Origin of the sequence: Alteromonas sp. S015 (genome assembly GCF_036864485.1) — a bacterium.
Taxonomy (GTDB): Bacteria; Pseudomonadota; Gammaproteobacteria; order Enterobacterales; family Alteromonadaceae; genus Alteromonas.
Genome location: NZ_JAZETO010000007.1, coordinates 156,799 through 174,822, shown reverse-complemented (window position 1 = coordinate 174,822; position 18,024 = coordinate 156,799). Strand labels below are relative to the sequence as shown.

Below are 18,024 nucleotides of genomic sequence, written 5' to 3'. Positions count from 1 at the left end.
AGCTTTGTATGTAATTGAGCTATATTGCTTTTAATAAGCGTAATGCGGCATTTAATTCTGAGTCACTGGCTGTATGCCCGTCCCAAGATACCGCCTGGGGCACAAAGTCCTCTCGATATGAACCGTTCACATGGTAAAGACGCTCAAAACCCAGCTCTAGCGTTATGCTCGAATCAGGTAGTTGAAATTGATTTATCCCGCCAAGCAAATCAGCCATAGGTGTACCGATTACCGCCTTTGCACCAATAGCATCAAAACCAATAGCCATACCTTCTCCCATACTGCCGGTCCAACGGCCAACGAGTACCACTACAGGCTTATCATAATAGGGTAATGAAGGGGTGACATGAGCCAGATGTAGCTCTGCTTCTTGATAGGGTGTATCCGCATTTTGAATTCTGTAACCTTGATATGCCGTTTTGACATTTACAAAGTGCCCCAAGATAGGTTCAGCTACGCCGGTGTTTCCCCCGCTCGGCGTATTTCGCAGGTCAATCACTAACCCTTGTGTTGATTCAAGTGACTGAACGGCGTCTTTGAATGCACTAACGGTGTCAGAATTACCTAGATTATTATTAAAGCGGATGTACCCTATTCCCTCTTTCTGCTTAACTATCAGAGGGGCTTTTGTTCGAAGTAGATTAATGGCGTCGTAACTAGCTGGCAATTGCACATGTTTAGCATCATCAAAATCAGACGCCACTTTAATATGTCTTTTTTGATTGCGACGTCCACCTAAAGCCACATTAACCGCCCACGTTTTATGTGCGTCAGTAAGCGGTAGCGATGTATTTCCAAACACGCGATGTATTGCGGCTTCTGTAGGTTCGCCATCAATACCCACAATTACGTCACCTAAGGCTAACTGGCTTTTGGCAGCAGCACTGCCCGCTTTAATGCGTGTTATAACAAAGTCATCACCTTGCTTTTCCACCCAAATATCAGACCCCGTGGGCGTGACGCTGTAGTCCGCTTCATTAAGCGGTGATACGTTAAAATGCGGGTCGATAAAAAACTGTTTCACCACCTGCAATACATCCACAAATTCCTCTTGCGTTGTCGCGTTTATTGCAAGGGGTTGATAGTAGGCTTTTAAAGCTTCCCAGTCGGTAGGCGCCGTATCTAAATAGGCGTAGTTATCCTCAACAGTTTGAACAAAGGCTTGCCAGCTTTCTTTCGTATTGAAACCCTGGCTTTGTGCACAGCTACTTAGCGGAAGGAGTAGTGACAACAATAAAATAATTCGATAAATCATAATGTTCCCTATTATGAGTTGGAGTAATGAGGAAATTGTTCATTTAAGCGCGTAAGAAGTGATTGTTTTTTTAGTGCCTGCTCCATGGTTTTAAGTGATGCTTCAAGATTTACCTCTATTTCTTCCCACAGCGCATCATATACGTCTTCAAATTCTTGCATTATCGTCACTATCTGCGCCGCTTGGGTCTTTGCTGCAGGCGCAATATCGTACACGCGCTTTCGCGAGTCTCGCTCATCGGGCACAGAAACAAAAAAACCGTCTGCAACACTTTGTTTCAACCGACTTTCAATAAGTTGACGTGAAAGACCGATGTGGCTTGCAAGCTCAGTTGACGAAAGGGGCCCTTGAGTATGAATCGCCAGTACCAGAGAAATACGATTTGCAGGCAGACTAATATTAAGCGCTTCAAATACCTCTTGGCCTTGAGTTGCAATAAGCTCGCTAGCACGCAAAAGTATTGCGCCAAACTGAGGACTTCTGATCATAAATGGATACCTTGGGATTTTAATGCAAATTCATTTGTGAAAATATTTGCGCAAAATCTTTCATAAATCAACTGATTTTTTGAACGTTATGTTTGGTTAGGTGTTTAAAATGCTTTCCAACTGAATCAATTGCTGTTTGATAAATGACTGAAATAGCGGCGGTACAATGCTAGAGTGAAAACTAAATAAACAAAGATCCCTACTAATAAACATGAGCCATTCAGTACCATTAGTTACGTCATTTGACGTACGTTTTTGTGAAACCGATGCCTTGCAGCATGTCAGTAACACGGCGTTAGTCGCATGGTTTGAAGCAGCCAGAGAGCCTATTTTCAGAATGTTTACGCCTGAGCTAGACTTACAAAACTGGCCGCTTATTTTAGCCAGTTATAAGGTCGATTTTTTAGCTCAAATTTTCTATGGCCAACCGGTGACGGTGAAAACCTACATTAGCCGGCTAGGCAACAGTGCATTCGACGTGTTTCAAGAGTTATGGCAAGACGATAAGCTGTGCTCAACAGGCGTCACCACGATGGTTCATTTTGACTATAAAACACAGCGTTCTGCGCCAATCCCCGAAGATGTGAAGTCAGAGCTACAGTCACACTTTAAAGAAATACTAACTCAGTAATAAAGCGCAGTACGAGGTATCCATGAGCGATTTAATTGAAGTTATTGATGATGTGTTACCACCAGAGCTGTGCAAACAACTCATGGAACGCTTTGAAAGCAGCCCTAATTTATCTCAAGGCCGCACCGGTGGTGGCGTCGACTTAGATAAAAAGCGCAGCATGGATGTATCGATAAGCCGCAACCCGGAATTTAAAGACTTATTTCAGCAAGTGATGCAGCACACTGGGCAGCAGCTGGTTGCCTACATCGAAAAATACTATTTTGCGCTTGTTGGGCCTATCGGACTTACCGTTCGTCATCCTAAAACTGGCGAGCCTGTAAAAGTGACCGGCGAGAATTTCGAAGAAGTAGGCAAACCCAATTTGGCTAATTTAGTGAATTACCTGTTTCGCGTTGGCGATGTGAATGCACAGCGCTATACCGCCGGTAATGGCGGCTACCCGTACTGGCACTCAGAAGTCTATCCACAGCTTCAACATAACGATGCATTGCACCGCGTGCTGCTGTTTATGTTTTACTTAAACGATGTGGAAGAAGGCGGCGAGACGGAGTTTTACTACCAAAACCGTGCGGTTAAACCCAAAGCTGGCAGAATGGTTATTGCGCCCGCTTATTTTACTCACACGCACCGCGGCCAAATTCCAGAAAGTAACGACAAGTACATTTTAACGTCTTGGCTTCTGTTTAACCGCGCTGAACAGATTTATACGCAGGGCTAAAACTTACCATGTAAGTATGGCCGCCCGAGTTGCGTCCCAGTCGCTATTCCAGCTGAAACATCGGCTAGATACCTCAATATGTTGGCATGACGGGTAGTCATGCTAACGAAAGCGATGTAATTAAGCCTTCAAGCTCTAAAAAGTCTTCCTGGCTTATTGGCATTAACGGGGCAGGTAAATTTTCTCGCTCGCAATAGCCTAAAATAGCGGCGGCCGCAGCCACCACCCTAAGTCCACCACCGTTTTTGGAAAACAATGCCCATATGCGGTCTAACGATGCAGACATTGCCGCTGCCTCGCTTGAGTTTTCAGACTGCGCTAACGCAATTAATTGCATTACAGTTTTTGGAAAAATTCCGCCCAAAACTGATAGCCAAAGGTCGCAGCCTTGGGCCATACCTGCACTGCCAAAGCTGTCACCGCTTACGCCTATGGCAACGTGTTTTGGAACGATGGCTCTAAGTGTAGCTAAGCGTGCAGCGCCCTCTTGCTTGGAATCATTTGCAGTGGTGGCAAAGGGCATGCCTGGTATTTTGATAGCGCCAATATGAGGGAGTTGCGAAATTCTTTGGTATAAAGCGTTGCTAAACGTAAAATTTGTTACGCGTGGGTTTTCATACACACAAATAGGCACCGACGTTTCTCGACTAACGGCTTCGTATAGCGTAAATACTTCTTCTTCATTAAGCGGTTGGTAAGACACCGGAGCTAACAGCAGGGCATTAACACCTGCTTGCTGAACTGCTTCAACATTTTTAAGCACGTCTTTTGTTCGAAGTGCTCCAACGCCAACCATTATGGGTACACTGTTGGCATTGTCGACAGCCACTTTTGCGACGCGCCCCAATTCCTCTCTGGATAAATATGGATATAGGCCCGTAGATCCGATGGCACAAATTGAATCTACTTTTGCGCTCACAAGGTTAACCATTAAACGTTCAAACGCTAAATAGTCAATCTCTTCGTTCGTAAATGGTGTTATTGGAAATGCAGACAAACCAGTAAACATTCGCACCTTGCTTTGTTTAAAATAAGAAAAAATGCATCATAAAATAGTAGAAAAAACATTGCATTTTTACCCATGGATAAATTCAGGCGCGTTTATTCTATTACGCCCTTGCTCTTTTGCTCTATAAAGACGTTTATCGGCGAGCTTTAACATTGTCGAAAAACTCTCGGGTTCTTGGAGCATATGTTGGGAGAAATGAACAAACCCTATACTTACCGTAATAGACAACTTAGCATTATCTGAGCAATAGAAAACTTCGCGAGCTATCTGCGCTCTAATACGCTCAAGAGTGTTTAATGCATCATTTTCATCAGAACTAAGCAGGAATACGAACTCTTCCCCCCCTAGTCTAAAAACATTTTCGGCTGCAAACCTTTGCTTTAAAAGTATTGCTAGCTTAATTAACACTTCATCGCCTATACCATGCCCATAGGTATCGTTTATATTTTTAAAATGGTCTATATCCAGCAGGGCCAAACCTAAGCCTTGCTCGCGCGCAATGCGTTTTTGGAACTCATACTACTAAAAATTCAAATTGCGTTATCGACGCCAACGATGTTCTGGGCCAGAATCCATGGAAAATAATAAAAATACAAAACGAAGCTCATAAACGTAAAAAAGCTCTAGACTTCGAATCTAGATACCCAATTAGCAATGCCTATCAGCTTCCTATGAGCCCTTCACTCGTAAAGTAAAATTTTTAGAGATTTTAATTGATTCTTTTTGAGTTTATTTTCGATATATCCATGTTACTAATCTTGGGAAGTCGCTCAAGAACATAATCTCTATAATTTTCGCTTTTAAGTACGGCTCTTTCACGGCTCTCTAGATAATCATCAATCTCTTTATTTCTATTGACGTTAAGAGCCATAATTATAGTGTTGTTGTATTGACTGTGGCCGATGGATGGTGGTGAAAGCAATCTGAAGTTATTCGACTTTATCAGCATAGCCCCTTCAAACACCGCTGTAGCTCCTAAAATCAAATCTACTCCAATACGCTTCGAAAAACTAATCGCTTTCTTTGCAACATGAGATGCTAGCGTTTGCTTGCTTCCATTTAAATAAAACTCTCTTTTTCGATAACTTGAAGACACTAAGACAGCATTTAAATAATTTATTGTTTTTTTATGCTTTTTAATAACGTCAGCACTAAGAAACTCTTCAAACAAAGAAATTGCGGAAAATCTACAACCTGGCGTAGTTCCTTTAATAGCAGAAACAGCTTTATTCTTTTCATTAATAGCAAGTACTATAAAACAATCTAAATCCGCTTCATTTGGTAGTACTCTTTTTTCACCATGATCACATGGAATCTTCCACGATTGTTCTGCTACAAACACCTCATACATCAAGCCCAGAAATTTATCGTAAAGTATTGGCTCCTCTCTTACGTAGAAGCAATGGATAGTCACCTTTAACTCGTCATCAAAATCCATATATCACACTTTCTCTTAGTAAGCCGCTAATATTTAATACATTGTTATTTTAAACGTAACAATACATTATCGATTCTTCTATCACATTTTGCCCCAATACTAACTTATTTTTTGCACTAGAAATATATAACTATGTACGCGGTTTTCATTTACGAAAAATTAAGTGAATCACAGATTCATATTCTTTATTTTTCTAATCACAACACTATTTGGTTGTTGAAGTCATCGCCTTAAACTTTTAGTAATAAACAGGAACGATAGAGGTCAACTCAGTTAATGTTATCGCTTACAGTAAAAAGAATTCTCAATAATAAAAACACTCGACAAGGAAGGAAAACAGAGTCCCCTTTGTGAACAAACAGGGAAACAGAATCCTGGCCAGTCAGTCAAGCTGACTGGCATTATCGGCAAGCGTGCGACTCATGGTGTTAGAACCCTTCAATCGCCTCGCCTGTTAAGCGGTAACCTACAGAAGCGATATCACCTTTCCAACCGTCAGTTGACAGCTTACCCGTTACCCAAATCGCGTCATAGATATTGTCTATACGCACGCCTTCTTCAAATTTCACGTACACAATTTGATTAGACGGCGGTGGGGGAACATGAATACACGCCCCAAAATAAGGAACCAATAAGAACTCTGTTGTAAGTTCGGCCGTACCTTCTAGCGGAACAACAAACCCAGGAATTTTCACTCGTTTACCGTCAAAGGTATCGACAACGGGTGCGTCAGGCTGAAGCTGACTCATCTCGCCATTGTGCTGAACTGACGGTGGCGCGAGCTCATTAAAACCCTCGGGCACCAAGTCTTCCCAATATACCTCTACAGGAGCTTTAACAGAAGCTTCATCTGCCAGTGCGTTGAAAGTTACAACCATCATTATTACAGCAAACAATGACGTCATGGATAATTTATGGTGGATCATACTGCTCTCTATCGTTGAGTATTTTGTTCGCTTTTTCGTATCGGCTTTTGCTTTTCGTTTTCGATCTTCACTTTTAGGCCACATACAAAAAGGGCTGGTATTACACCAGCCCTTTGTATCATCAATTTGAAGCAGCGTGAATTATTCTGCTTCGAAACGCGCGATGCTTGCGGTAATTTCTTCTTTTGCAGCGGCAGCGTCTGCCCAACCGTCAATTTTCACCCATTTACCTTCTTCAAGATCTTTATAGTGCTCGAAGAAGTGCTCAATTTGCTTAAGAAGAAGCGGAGGTACGTCTGCAATTTCTTTAACGTCACGGTAAATAGTAGAAAGCTTGTCTACTGGTACCGCTAGTACTTTTGCATCTTTACCAGACTCGTCAGTCATGTTCAGTACGCCAACTGGACGACACTTAATGACAGAACCTGCAAGTAGTGGGAACGGCGTCATTACTAGAACGTCAACTGGGTCGCCATCTTCAGACAAGGTGTTGTTCACGTAGCCGTAGTTAGTTGGGTAGTGCATGCACGTTGCCATGAAACGGTCAACAAATAGCGCGCCTGTGTCTTTGTCTACTTCGTACTTCACCGGGTCAGCGTGTGCTGGAATTTCGATGATTACGTTCACTTCATCTGGTACGTTTTTACCAGCAGAAATAGCACTCAAGCTCATTCTTAGGTCCTTTCAATAATGGATTAAAAATTTTGGCCGTAAGTATACGGTGACAGCAGCAAAATAAAAACGCTTTACGACCCATGTCGTACTAATCTCTTTATATTTCGTTAAATTTTGCTGCTTTTTAAAAACCAGATAGCCCATCAGAGCCATTTTTTCGCTATTTCGCGTTGTCGTTGTAGCTCAAACACATATCAACTTCCTCTTTAGAGCCGATAATGCACGGTACACGCTGATGGATTTCTTCAGGCATAACTTCCAGAATTCGGCCCGTGCCAGTTTCTGCTTTACCACCAGCTTGCTCCATCAAAAATGCCATTGGGTTGGCTTCGTAAAGCAAACGCAATTTACCTGGCTTTGACGGGTCTCTGTTGTCGAATGGATACATGAAGATACCACCGCGACAAAGCAAACGGTGAATATCACCTACCATTGCCGCCACCCATCGCATATTAAAGTTTTTGCCTCGAGGACCATCTTTACCTGCAAGAAGATCGGTAATGTACGCCTGCATTGCCGGTTCCCAGTGACGTTGATTCGACGCGTTAATCGAGAACTCTGACGTTTGCTCAGGCACTTGAATATTCGGGTGGGTAAGCAGGAAACCACCGTGGGTTTTATCAAGCGTATAGATGTGCGTACCGCGACCTGTAGTCAATGCTAGCATTGTAGACGGGCCATACAGTACATAGCCTGCTGCAACCATCTGTGTACCAGGTTGCAAGAAAGCTGACGGATCGTCTGGCTCCATCCACTGAGGCGCATGAGTGATAGAGAAAATAGTACCAATTAGGCTGTTAATTTCAGTGTTTGACGAGCCATCAAGTGGGTCGAAGCTCACTAAGTACTTACCTTCTGGATTACACGGTACAACATCGTCTTCTTCTTCAGACGAAATGGCCTTAACGTAGCCAGATTCCCTTAGCGTGTCTTTTAAAATGTGGTTAGAGATAACGTCGAGCTTTTTCTGTGTTTCGCCCTGTACGTTTTCAGAAAGGGTTGAACCGAGCACGCCAGCAAGTGCGCCTTGACTCACGCGGAAAGAAATTTCTTTACAGCCCGCTAGCAGTGTACGAATGAGTAAGATTAACTCAAGCGGTGCACCGTCTTGTTGCAGTTGGGAATTTAAACGTTTCATTGAATGTAAGCCTTTTTTCGTGTGTAGGGTGTTGTGCTACCAGTCGCGCAGCTTTCCTTACCAGCGTTTGTCTGAAGCACACAGGTTTTAAACCTGTGGTTAGATTGTAACCGTGTTCTTGGGTAAGTGGAACATGCCCATAAAATGTCACACACACACCATACCAGTTTGCGCACCATGGATTTTTACGCGTTTAGCGAATTACAACGGTTTAAGGCATCTATTGAACGGTTAAAATTGAATTATCTATTGGCCACGGGGTTCTGATACAGTACCCCAATAACATGATAATTCTTTGAGAATGCGCTATGCATGTACATATTTTAGGCATTTGTGGAAGTTTTATGGGTGGCATCGCCGCCATTGCCAAATCACTTGGCCACAAAGTAACAGGGTCTGATAAAAACGTTTATCCCCCTATGAGCACTCAGCTTGAAGCATTAGGCATCGAACTGACAGAAGGCTATTGCGAAAGCCAATTTAATCCAGCGCCAGATATGGTAGTGATCGGTAACGCTATGTCGCGCGGTAACCCTGCCGTAGAATACGTGTTAAATCGCAATCTGCCTTACACCAGTGGCCCACAATGGCTGCTTGACAACTTACTGAAAGATCGCTGGGTAATTGGCTTATCAGGTACCCACGGGAAAACCACAACCAGCAGTATGGTCGCGTGGATTTTAGAACACGCAGGTCTTAATCCTGGTTATTTAATTGGCGGCGTTCCTGAGAACTTTGGCGTATCGGCTCGCGTGGGTGAAAGCCCCTTTTTTGTCATTGAAGCTGACGAGTACGACAGCGCATTTTTTGATAAACGTTCTAAGTTCGTACACTATCGGCCAAAAACCTTGGTAATTAACAACCTTGAGTTTGACCATGCGGATATTTTTGCTGACCTTGGGGCTATTCAAACCCAGTTTCACCATTTGGTTCGCATGGTACCGGAAAACGGGCTTATTCTTACACCAAACGGTACACCAGCCATTGAGGATATGCTTAAGAAAGGTTGCTGGTCTTCTCGCCAATCACTGGGCAAAGAATGGCATGCTGAGCTGCTCAAAAAAGACGGCAGCGAATTCAATGTGTTGCACAATGGCGTTATAGTAGGCACCGTAACATGGTCGCTCTTAGGTCAACATAACGTAGATAACGCCTTAATGGCCATAGCTGCAGCCCATCACGCCGGTGTTACCTTACCTGACGCTATAGAAGCGCTATCCTTTTTTAAGAATGTTAAGCGCCGTATGGAAGTGAAAGGTGAAGTAAACAACATCACCCTTTATGACGACTTTGCACACCACCCTACCGCAATTGCGACGACACTAGATGGGTTGCGCAAAAAAGTAGGTAACGCACGTATTCTGGCGGTGCTAGAGCCGCGCTCAAACACGATGAAAATGGGCGTACACAGAGACACGCTTGCAAATTCGTGGCAGAAAGCGGACGAAATTTACCTTTATGAACCTGAGGGTATGGACTGGTCACTCGTCGATTCGGTCGCGCATAGCGATGTCCTTACACACTGTTTCAAAGATGTAGAGAAGATCGTTCAAGCCGTTTGTAACGTAGCACAGCCTAAAGACCACATTCTTGTGATGAGTAACGGCGGTTTTGAAGGCATTCATGGTCGTATTCTCGACGCTTTGAAAATGAAGTTCCAATTGTGAAAAAGACAAATAGAACAGAGTAATACCCGATAGACGAGCAGACTTCGTTTGTTATCTACAGAGGCTATACAATGAAACATGACAAGCAAGTAACGCTTGCTATTACAGGTGCATCTGGGGCACCTTACGCGCTTACACTATTAACGTCGTTAGTTAATGCCGACTACCAAGTGTACGTTTTAATCTCTTCCGCTGCCAAAGTAGTTTTTGCCACCGAAGAGAATATAAAGATACCGGGGCGACCTGAAGACGCCGCAGCATTTTTTACTGAGCATTGCAACGCAAAGCCAGACCAAATCAAAGTGTTTGGTAAAGAAGAGTGGTTTTCACCAGTGGCTTCAGGCTCTGCTGCACCCGGAAAAATGGTGGTATGCCCGTGTTCTACAGGTACGCTTTCGGCCATTAGTATTGGCGCTAGCGACAACCTAATTGAGCGCGCTGCTGATGTTGTTTTAAAAGAGCGAGGCCAGCTTATTTTGGTACCGCGTGAAATGCCACTTTCTTCTATTCATTTAGAAAATATGCTTAAGCTTTCGCAGATGGGTGCTACTATAATGCCAGCGGCCCCAGGGTTTTATCACAACCCCAAAACTATTGATGACTTGGTAGATTTTGTCGTGGCGCGCATATTAGACCACTTAGGTATTGAGCAGTCTCTTGTCGCAAGATGGGGCTATCAACATTCCAAACATTCTGAGGATTAACCATGTTCGCGTTTGCAAACAGGATTTGCGCAGTTGCGCTCAGCACACTTTTTACTTTGTGTATTGCTTCACCCGCATTCGGCTGGGGACAAACCGGCCACCGAGTTACTGGCGCTATTGCCCAGCAGTATCTCAGCCCTCTTTCACAGGCCGCACTCATGGAATTATTGCCGCATGGTTCGCTAGCTGAAGCCTCGACCCATGCTGATGAAATGCGTTCTGACCCAAGCGAATTTTGGCAAAAAACGGCTAGCCCTTGGCACTATGTTTCTGTGCCCGAAGGTAAAACCTATAAAGAAGTAGGTGCACCAAAGCAAGGTGATGCAGTTACCGCGTTAAAGCAGTTTACTGAAACCTTAAAAAGCGATACAGCCAGCATTGAAGAGAAGCGCTTGGCCCTTCAGTTCATTGTGCATATTATTGGTGACCTCCATCAGCCACTTCACGCAGGAAACGGTACCGATCGCGGCGGTAACGATGTAAAAGTAAGATTCTTCTGGCAAGACTCGAACTTGCATCGCGTGTGGGATTCGCAAATGCTAGACCAGCGTGACTTGTCGTATTCAGAGTGGACGTTGTGGCTAACACAAGCCATTACGGCCAAGGATATTCGTAGTTGGGCATCCACCGACCCTATGGTATGGATTGAAGAGAGCACCACTATTCGCGATACCATTTATCCGGATGACGCCAATAATATGAGCTATGATTACTTATATAACCACTTGCCAACGGCTAAAAAGCGTTTGCAGATGGCAGGTATTCGCATCGCTATGTATCTAAACCAGGTGTTCGAAGAAGCGAACAAGTAACTTTATATCTGGTGTACTGGCGCTGAGCGCGTTTGAATAGTTACAAGCGCGAGTATAAAGACAAACGGAGGCTCAAGCCTCCGTTTTTTTTGTTCTTTTTTTCTAAGCAGTAGCGTTTGCTCGCCTTTGCGCTTTAGTCTAAATCTAACGGCTCAGGTGAAAGAATAACGCCTGTGCTATCGGCGTATAAGTGGTCTTCTGGTAAAAACGTAACACCACCAAAATTAACCGGCACGTCTACTTCGCCGGTACTTTCACATTCAGCATTTACTGGAATGGCGGCTACCGCCAAAACACCGATATCTAATTCAGCAAGGCTATCAACTTCTCGCACGCTTCCGTATATCACAACCCCTTCCCAATCGTTGTCAATGGCAACTTGCGCAGATGATGCGTCGAACAGTGCACGACGGCTAGAGCCGCCGCCATCAATAAGCAGTACTTTTCCAGCACCGGGCTGGGCAAGTACACGATCTATAAGACCCCTGTCTTCAAAGCATTTTATGGTAGTTATTTCACCACCGAAAGAATACCGTCCACCAAAGCTAGCGAAAATTGGATCTACCACGTCCACGCTATCAGCAAACAAATCGCATAATTCAGATGTGTTGTATTCCATCGTTCTGCCTTAATGAAATTGAGAAGACTAAAATTAAATGAAAACAAAGCGCTGCTTACGCTTCTACGTCTAGCATAGCATTAATTGTGGCAATGAAAACGTATGATTTCACGCGATTCAACGAATTCTCTACTTTTTCCAAAGCTCATCGAAACTTGCCCTATCCTCCTTAAAATGAGCACACATTTTGCTTAATATTTTGCCTTCCAAAGCCATTCCCACACTCTGTCGGCTGGCGGAAAAAGAAGTTGAAAAAGAGGCTCGCTGTCAAAAAAGTTTCTTTTTTTCGTCACCCACTGGTCACAGATGAACTTTAGCCTGTGCAGTAATTAACCGATAGGGGACAAGGCGATGTTGATGAAATCCTTGACCAAATACGATACTGACTTGTTTTATCGCCTGTACAAACTGACGCAAAAAAGAGACTGCAGAAGTATTATATGGCTTTCTAAAACAGGCGATGGGTACTTGTACCTTCTAATCGGAGCGCTGCTTTGGGCATTTGAGCCTGAACACGGTGAACTTTTCCTCTACACCGCGCTGATGGCTTATGCGCTGGAATTACCCATTTATGTGCTGCTTAAGAAAATGTTCAAGCGCCCTCGCCCTTGTGATTTTCTAATGAATTTAACAGCACATGTCACACCTTCAGATAAATTTTCACTTCCGTCTGGTCACACTGCGGCAGCTACATTAATGGCGAGTATCGTGGCCCATTATTATCCTTCTTTCGCGGTATTGGCTTACAGTTGGGCCGCTTTAATTGGTCTTTCACGTGTGTTGCTGGGTGTTCATTATCCGTCAGACGTGATCGCCGGTGCGCTTCTGGGCGTTACAATAGCAACGTTGAGCATTTCTATTCTGGGGTAGCATGAGATTATTGTATGGTGTGCAAGGCACCGGTAACGGACACATCGCCCGTGCGCGAATAATGGCTGCAGCGCTTGCTGAGCGTGACGACGTCAGCGTTGACTTCGTATTTACAGGTCGCCCGCCTGAAAAGTATTTCGACATGGAAATATTCGGAGATTACCGAACCTTTACTGGCCTGAGCTTTATCACAAAACGAGGTCGAGTTGATAAATGGGCGACAGTTAAAGATGCAAATGTAAGCCAATTTATAAAAGACGTGAAAGCATTGGATACTCGCGGTTACGATTTGCTAGTCAATGACTTTGAGCCCATTACCGCGTGGGCAGCTAAACAGCAAGATCTGCCTTCTATTGCAATCAGCCATCAGGCTGCATTTAATTACGACGTACCTAAAAGTGGCAACACTATTTTCGACTCTCTATTAATGAAAGTGTTCGCGCCAACAGATCTTCAATTAGGCGTACATTGGTATCACTTCAATCAACCAATTATTCCGCCTTTCGTTTCGGAAAAGCCAATTATGGCTTCGGCTAACGGCCACGTTTTGGTTTACTTGCCATTTGAAGATGTAGAAGATATCCAACAAATGCTCGAACCATTGAGCGATCAGGTTTTCGAATGTTTTCACCCGAACATTGATGAAGTAAAAGAGATAGGGCATATCCATTGGCACCCAACCTCAAAGAAACATTTCCAAAAAGCTCTCCAACATGCCAGCGGTGTGATAGCAAATGGCGGATTTGAGCTATCGAGTGAAGCGCTTCAATTAGGCAAGAAGCTACTAATAAAACCTTTACACGGCCAATTTGAGCAATTATCGAATGTACTCACCTTGAATAAACTCGATTTGTGCCACACTTTATTTCAGCTTGATACCGACATTGTCGAAGAATGGCTGGAAGCTCCAGATAACGAAGCCGTCACCTTTCCAGACAACGCCAACATTCTTATCGATTGGCTTAAAAACAAAGACTTTTCTGATACGCAAAGCTTGCGCGATGCACTTTGGAAAAACGTTCGATACGGCAATAAAACACAAGAACGATTATTGGCTCTTGCAATTTAACACCGCAATGCGATGATAGCGGCATTTGTCGTATTCTTTGCGGGATTTTTCGTGCTTAAAAAGTCAGTTGTTTTCTTGCTAACACTTACAGCATTATGTGGCTGTGGTTACAAAGGGGCGCTCTACATTCCTGAAGCGCCTGCACAAAACACGTCTGCTGAACCAGCATCTTCTGAAAATTCGGAAGCAGACGCTGATTCTGACATCAATAAAACTTTACCCGTAACTACTTCTGGAGAGCTGAACTAGTGGATTATTTCGCCTACAGCCAAGGTCAGTTGCATGCTGAACAAGTGGCTGTTTCTGATATTGCAGCCCAGTGTGGAACGCCAGTTTACATTTATTCACGCGCTACATTAGAGCGTCACTGGCACGCGTTTAATGATGCTATTGGTGAGCATCCTCATCTTGTTTGTTACGCGGTAAAAGCGAATTCAAACATTGGCGTATTAAGCGTTCTCGCTAAATTAGGGTCAGGCTTTGACATTGTTTCAGCAGGAGAACTAGCGCGCGTAATAGAAGCCGGTGGCGATGCAAGCAAAGTTGTGTTTTCAGGTGTAGGTAAAAAGCACGACGAAATCCGTTTCGCTCTAGAGCAAGGCATTATGTGCTTTAACGTAGAGTCAGAGCCAGAACTTCAGCGTATTAATCAGGTGGCGGGCGAAATGGGTGTTAAAGCCCCTATTTCTTTGCGCATAAACCCGGATGTGGATGCCAAAACTCACCCCTATATTTCCACAGGCTTGAAGGCGAATAAATTCGGTATTGCTCGTGAGCGAGCGCTCGCCACTTATGAACTAGCCGCTTCGTTACCTTGGTTAAATGTGGTTGGCATGGACTGCCATATCGGCTCACAGCTTACTGAAATTGGCCCGTTTGTAGATGCACTAGAGCGTCTACTTCTGCTTATTGATGAACTAGCTGAACGCAATATTATCATCGAACATTTAGATGTAGGCGGTGGTCTTGGCGTAACCTACAACGATGAACAGCCACCTCACCCCAAAGCTTATGCTCAAGCCATGGCTGAAAAAATGGAAGGCCGTGGGAACTTGAAGCTTATTCTTGAGCCAGGTCGCGCCATTGCAGCAAATGCCGGTATCTTGGTTACCGAAGTTGAATTTATTAAAGAGGGTGAAGAAAAAAGCTTCGCCATCGTCGACGCAGCAATGAACGATTTGTTGCGTCCTGCGCTTTACTCTGCATGGCAAAAAATCATTCCAGTGAAGGAAGAAGCCACGGTAGCACCACGTATTTACGATGTGGTAGGCCCGGTGTGTGAAACCGGTGACTTTATAGGAAAAGACCGTAAACTAGCCATTGAACCCGCCGACCTACTTGCAGTCCGTAGCGCCGGTGCCTATGGTTTTGTTATGGCGTCAAACTACAACAGCCGCTGTCGTCCAGCCGAGATTATGGTAGACGGTGACAAAGCAATTGTTGTTCGCGAACGAGAAAAACAAAAAGATCTCTGGCAAGGTGAGTATAAACTTCCGTAAACTAGAGACAAACTAACAAGACAGATACGCGTTAAATGCAGGTTCAATTTTCTAAAATGCACGGTTTGGGTAACGACTTCATGGTTATTGATAACGTTACTCAAAACGTCTTTTTCTCTAAAGAAAAAATTCAGCAACTGGCTAACCGAAACTTCGGCATTGGCTTCGACCAGCTGTTGATGGTGGAACCGCCTTACGATCCCGAGCAAGATTTTCACTACCGTATATTCAACGCCGATGGTTCTGAAGTGGAACAGTGTGGCAATGGCGCGCGTTGCTTTGCACGTTTTGTGAAGCAAAAAGGCCTTATTAATCGCAACAAAATTGTTGTAAGCACTAAAGCAGGAAAGATGGTGCTTTATCTTGAAAAAGATGGTCAGGTTACTGTAAACATGGGAAAGCCGGAATTTGAGCCTGCAAATATTCCCCTTAAAGCCAATAAGCAAGAAAATACCTATCTATTGCGCGTAGGCGATAGCACCTTGTTTATTGGCTCAGCATCTATGGGGAATCCCCACTGTGTTATGGAAGTCGACGACGTTGATACGGCTAATGTGGCCGAAATTGGTCCGCTTGTAGAAAAGCACGAACGCTTTCCTGAAGGCGTAAACGTAGGCTTTATGCAAATTATCAATGAGTCACACATTAAACTTCGTGTATTTGAGCGTGGTTCAGGTGAAACTTTGGCGTGTGGTAGCGGTGCTTGTGCAGCAGTTGCAATTGGCCAAATTCAGGGTAAATTAGGAAAAGACGTGCGGGTAGACTTACCTGGAGGCACTTTACGTATACGCTGGCCTGGACCAGATAACGTGTTAAAAATGACAGGGCCTGCTGAACACGTGTATGACGGACATATAAATTTATGAGCGAATTATCAGGGCAGTCTAACGCTACGCAATTGATCAAGCCATTTAACGACACCACGGAATTGTCGAGTGCTGATGTGCGTGCGTTCTTGTTACAAAACCCTGAGTTCTTTACTGAGCACGCCGACCTTCTTGAAAAAATTACACTCCCCCACGAACACAAAGGCAGTGTATCACTTGTTGAAATTCAGAGTGATCAGCTTAGAAAGAAGGTTCGCCAGCTGAATTTCAAACTCAATCAACTCGTTACTATTGCTAAGCAGAATGAGAAGATTTATCGCGTTTACACCGATCTAAATGTACAGCTTCTGCGCTGTGAAAGTGTTGCCGAAGTTCAGTTCACTTTGGAAGATGTACTTCAAGAGCGTTTACAGCTGTCTTCGGCGGTTATTAAAAGCTTTAAAGGCCCACATGCAATTCCAGAACTACAGCAACGCTTGTTTACGGAAAAGCGTTTTAAAAACACTAACTTTTTCTTTGGCCGTTTATCTCAGCACGAACGTCAGCTCCTTTTCGGGGAAAGCCCTGCCGAGTCTGTAGCGCTAATGCTGCTTGGCGACAACCGTGGACTTGGTATTTTAGGTATTAGCAGCAGCGACGCTAGCCACTTCACGCCAGATATGGATACTCTCTTGCTTCAGCAGCTACAGCAAGTACTGAATATCATCTTACCTGAAATGATGGGATATTAGTTGTAGTGTCTACGGACGCCTTGATAAGCGAACCCTGCCAGCAATGGCTAGACAAGTTTCTGCTTCACCTTCAAGTGGAGCGTGGGCTATCTCTTCATACCATCAAAAACTACCAGCGCCAGCTTACAGAAGTTGCAAAGTTACTTGGCCTTTATGAATGGTCAGGTCTTACGCCTAGCGATATAAAGCGGGTCATGGGCGATGCCAAAATATCGGGACACAGTCCACGCAGTATTGCATTGAGACTGTCTGCACTAAGAACTTTCTGCCAATACCTGATTGACCACCAGCAGCTGTTCAGTAACCCCGTTGAAGGTATTCAAGCCCCAAAACAAGGTAAGCCTTTGCCAAAACAGTTGAGCGTGGACGAAATGCAGCAGCTGCTCAACGCATCACCTCAAAGCAGTGACGATGATGAAGGCATGCAGCTGCGTGATATCGCCATGTTTGAGCTGATGTATGGTTGTGGCCTTCGTTTAAGCGAACTGACTGGACTTAACTTGGCTGACTGTTTAAAAGACGGCACAGTAAAAGTCATAGGTAAAGGAAGTAAACAGCGAATACTGCCGTTAGGTAGGCATGCGCAAAAAGCTCTCAATGCGTGGTTAAAAGTACGTCCAGCCTATGCATCACCCTATGAAAGCGCCGTATTTGTAAGCAAACGTAGAACACGAATTTCCAACAGACAGGTTGCAAACCGCCTCGACAGGATGGCAAAAGAGCAGGCGCTGTCACAAAAAGTAAGCCCTCACAAACTGCGCCATTCCTTTGCTACGCACGTATTAGAATCCAGCGGCGACTTGCGTGCGGTTCAAGAATTATTAGGTCATGCTAACTTGTCAACGACACAAGTTTATACGCACCTAGATTTTCAGCATCTCGCCAAAGTTTATGATGCTGCGCACCCTCGCGCGCACAAAAAATAACGATAAAAAAGGTTTCACC

The 18,024-nt window shown here is 44.3% G+C and carries 21 protein-coding genes; 12 read left to right on the top strand and 9 right to left on the bottom strand.

From position 1 onward, the window contains the following. Nucleotides 1-19: 19 nt before the first annotated feature. Nucleotides 20-1,255: a S41 family peptidase gene (locus V7R42_RS14440; protein WP_334020966.1), complete on the bottom strand. Its 1,236-nt coding sequence runs from the start codon at nucleotides 1,253-1,255 to the stop codon at nucleotides 20-22. 11 nt (nucleotides 1,256-1,266) lie between these two features. After that, entirely contained in the window at nucleotides 1,267-1,743 is a 477-nt protein-coding gene (locus V7R42_RS14435; protein WP_334020965.1) for a MarR family winged helix-turn-helix transcriptional regulator, read from the bottom strand. 211 nt (nucleotides 1,744-1,954) lie between these two features. Between V7R42_RS14435 and V7R42_RS14430 the strand changes: the two genes are divergently transcribed. Then, the gene (locus V7R42_RS14430) at nucleotides 1,955-2,374 is read left to right on the top strand and encodes an acyl-CoA thioesterase (protein ID WP_334020964.1); all 420 of its coding nucleotides are present in this window, start codon (nucleotides 1,955-1,957) and stop codon (nucleotides 2,372-2,374) included. Nucleotides 2,375-2,396: 22 nt separating this feature from the next. After that, complete coding sequence (locus V7R42_RS14425; RefSeq protein ID WP_334020963.1) at nucleotides 2,397-3,095, top strand: 2OG-Fe(II) oxygenase; 699 nt, start codon at nucleotides 2,397-2,399, stop codon at nucleotides 3,093-3,095. A 97-nt stretch (nucleotides 3,096-3,192) separates the two neighbouring features. Here the strand turns inward: V7R42_RS14425 and V7R42_RS14420 are convergent, their stop codons facing one another. From V7R42_RS14420 to V7R42_RS14395, 6 genes are all read right to left on the bottom strand, one after another. Beyond that, complete coding sequence (locus V7R42_RS14420) at nucleotides 3,193-4,104, bottom strand: dihydrodipicolinate synthase family protein (RefSeq protein ID WP_334020962.1); 912 nt, start codon at nucleotides 4,102-4,104, stop codon at nucleotides 3,193-3,195. 66 nt (nucleotides 4,105-4,170) lie between these two features. Beyond that, complete coding sequence (locus V7R42_RS14415; protein ID WP_334021076.1) at nucleotides 4,171-4,605, bottom strand: GGDEF domain-containing protein; 435 nt, start codon at nucleotides 4,603-4,605, stop codon at nucleotides 4,171-4,173. Nucleotides 4,606-4,813: 208 nt separating this feature from the next. Then, on the bottom strand, nucleotides 4,814-5,542 hold the full coding sequence (locus V7R42_RS14410; RefSeq protein ID WP_334020961.1) for a hypothetical protein: 729 nt from the start codon (nucleotides 5,540-5,542) through the stop codon (nucleotides 4,814-4,816). Nucleotides 5,543-5,970: 428 nt separating this feature from the next. Continuing rightward, complete coding sequence (locus V7R42_RS14405) at nucleotides 5,971-6,468, bottom strand: DUF3299 domain-containing protein (RefSeq protein WP_334020960.1); 498 nt, start codon at nucleotides 6,466-6,468, stop codon at nucleotides 5,971-5,973. A gap of 141 nt (nucleotides 6,469-6,609) precedes the next feature. Beyond that, on the bottom strand, nucleotides 6,610-7,140 hold the full coding sequence (ppa, locus tag V7R42_RS14400; RefSeq protein WP_014947861.1) for an inorganic diphosphatase: 531 nt from the start codon (nucleotides 7,138-7,140) through the stop codon (nucleotides 6,610-6,612). 163 nt (nucleotides 7,141-7,303) lie between these two features. Beyond that, nucleotides 7,304-8,281, bottom strand: a complete 978-nt coding sequence (locus V7R42_RS14395) for a class 1 fructose-bisphosphatase (RefSeq protein WP_334020959.1) — start codon at nucleotides 8,279-8,281, stop codon at nucleotides 7,304-7,306. Between the two features lie 308 nt (nucleotides 8,282-8,589). Between V7R42_RS14395 and mpl the strand changes: the two genes are divergently transcribed. From mpl to V7R42_RS14380, 3 genes are all read left to right on the top strand, one after another. Then, nucleotides 8,590-9,948, top strand: a complete 1,359-nt coding sequence (gene mpl / locus V7R42_RS14390; RefSeq protein ID WP_334020958.1) for a UDP-N-acetylmuramate:L-alanyl-gamma-D-glutamyl-meso-diaminopimelate ligase — start codon at nucleotides 8,590-8,592, stop codon at nucleotides 9,946-9,948. Between the two features lie 71 nt (nucleotides 9,949-10,019). After that, nucleotides 10,020-10,652, top strand: a complete 633-nt coding sequence (locus V7R42_RS14385; protein ID WP_334020957.1) for a flavin prenyltransferase UbiX — start codon at nucleotides 10,020-10,022, stop codon at nucleotides 10,650-10,652. Nucleotides 10,653-10,654: 2 nt separating this feature from the next. Beyond that, the gene (locus V7R42_RS14380) at nucleotides 10,655-11,464 is read left to right on the top strand and encodes a S1/P1 nuclease (protein WP_334020956.1); all 810 of its coding nucleotides are present in this window, start codon (nucleotides 10,655-10,657) and stop codon (nucleotides 11,462-11,464) included. Between the two features lie 133 nt (nucleotides 11,465-11,597). Here the strand turns inward: V7R42_RS14380 and rraA are convergent, their stop codons facing one another. Beyond that, a complete protein-coding gene (gene rraA / locus V7R42_RS14375; RefSeq protein WP_334020955.1) occupies nucleotides 11,598-12,083 on the bottom strand; it encodes a ribonuclease E activity regulator RraA in 486 nt (161 codons plus the stop codon). Nucleotides 12,084-12,440: 357 nt separating this feature from the next. On the opposite strand from rraA, the gene V7R42_RS14370 reads away from it, so the two are divergent. Genes V7R42_RS14370 through xerC form a run of 7 tightly spaced genes read left to right on the top strand, consistent with a single transcriptional unit; the run spans nucleotide 12,441 to nucleotide 18,005 of the window. Then, a complete protein-coding gene (locus V7R42_RS14370) occupies nucleotides 12,441-12,953 on the top strand; it encodes a phosphatase PAP2 family protein (RefSeq protein WP_334020954.1) in 513 nt (170 codons plus the stop codon). Nucleotide 12,954: 1 nt separating this feature from the next. Continuing rightward, complete coding sequence (locus V7R42_RS14365; protein ID WP_334020953.1) at nucleotides 12,955-14,022, top strand: MJ1255/VC2487 family glycosyltransferase; 1,068 nt, start codon at nucleotides 12,955-12,957, stop codon at nucleotides 14,020-14,022. 51 nt (nucleotides 14,023-14,073) lie between these two features. Continuing rightward, entirely contained in the window at nucleotides 14,074-14,271 is a 198-nt protein-coding gene (gene lptM / locus V7R42_RS14360; protein ID WP_438823656.1) for an LPS translocon maturation chaperone LptM, read from the top strand. Continuing rightward, nucleotides 14,271-15,521: a diaminopimelate decarboxylase gene (gene lysA / locus V7R42_RS14355; protein ID WP_334020951.1), complete on the top strand. Its 1,251-nt coding sequence runs from the start codon at nucleotides 14,271-14,273 to the stop codon at nucleotides 15,519-15,521. Before lptM ends, lysA begins: the two co-directional genes overlap by 1 nt. Before the next feature lie 35 nt (nucleotides 15,522-15,556). Further along, a complete protein-coding gene (gene dapF / locus V7R42_RS14350; RefSeq protein ID WP_334020950.1) occupies nucleotides 15,557-16,387 on the top strand; it encodes a diaminopimelate epimerase in 831 nt (276 codons plus the stop codon). Beyond that, entirely contained in the window at nucleotides 16,384-17,079 is a 696-nt protein-coding gene (locus V7R42_RS14345) for a DUF484 family protein (protein WP_334020949.1), read from the top strand. The genes dapF and V7R42_RS14345 overlap by 4 nt, the downstream gene beginning before the upstream one ends. Before the next feature lie 5 nt (nucleotides 17,080-17,084). After that, complete coding sequence (xerC, locus tag V7R42_RS14340) at nucleotides 17,085-18,005, top strand: tyrosine recombinase XerC (protein WP_334020948.1); 921 nt, start codon at nucleotides 17,085-17,087, stop codon at nucleotides 18,003-18,005. Nucleotides 18,006-18,024: the final 19 nt, after the last annotated feature.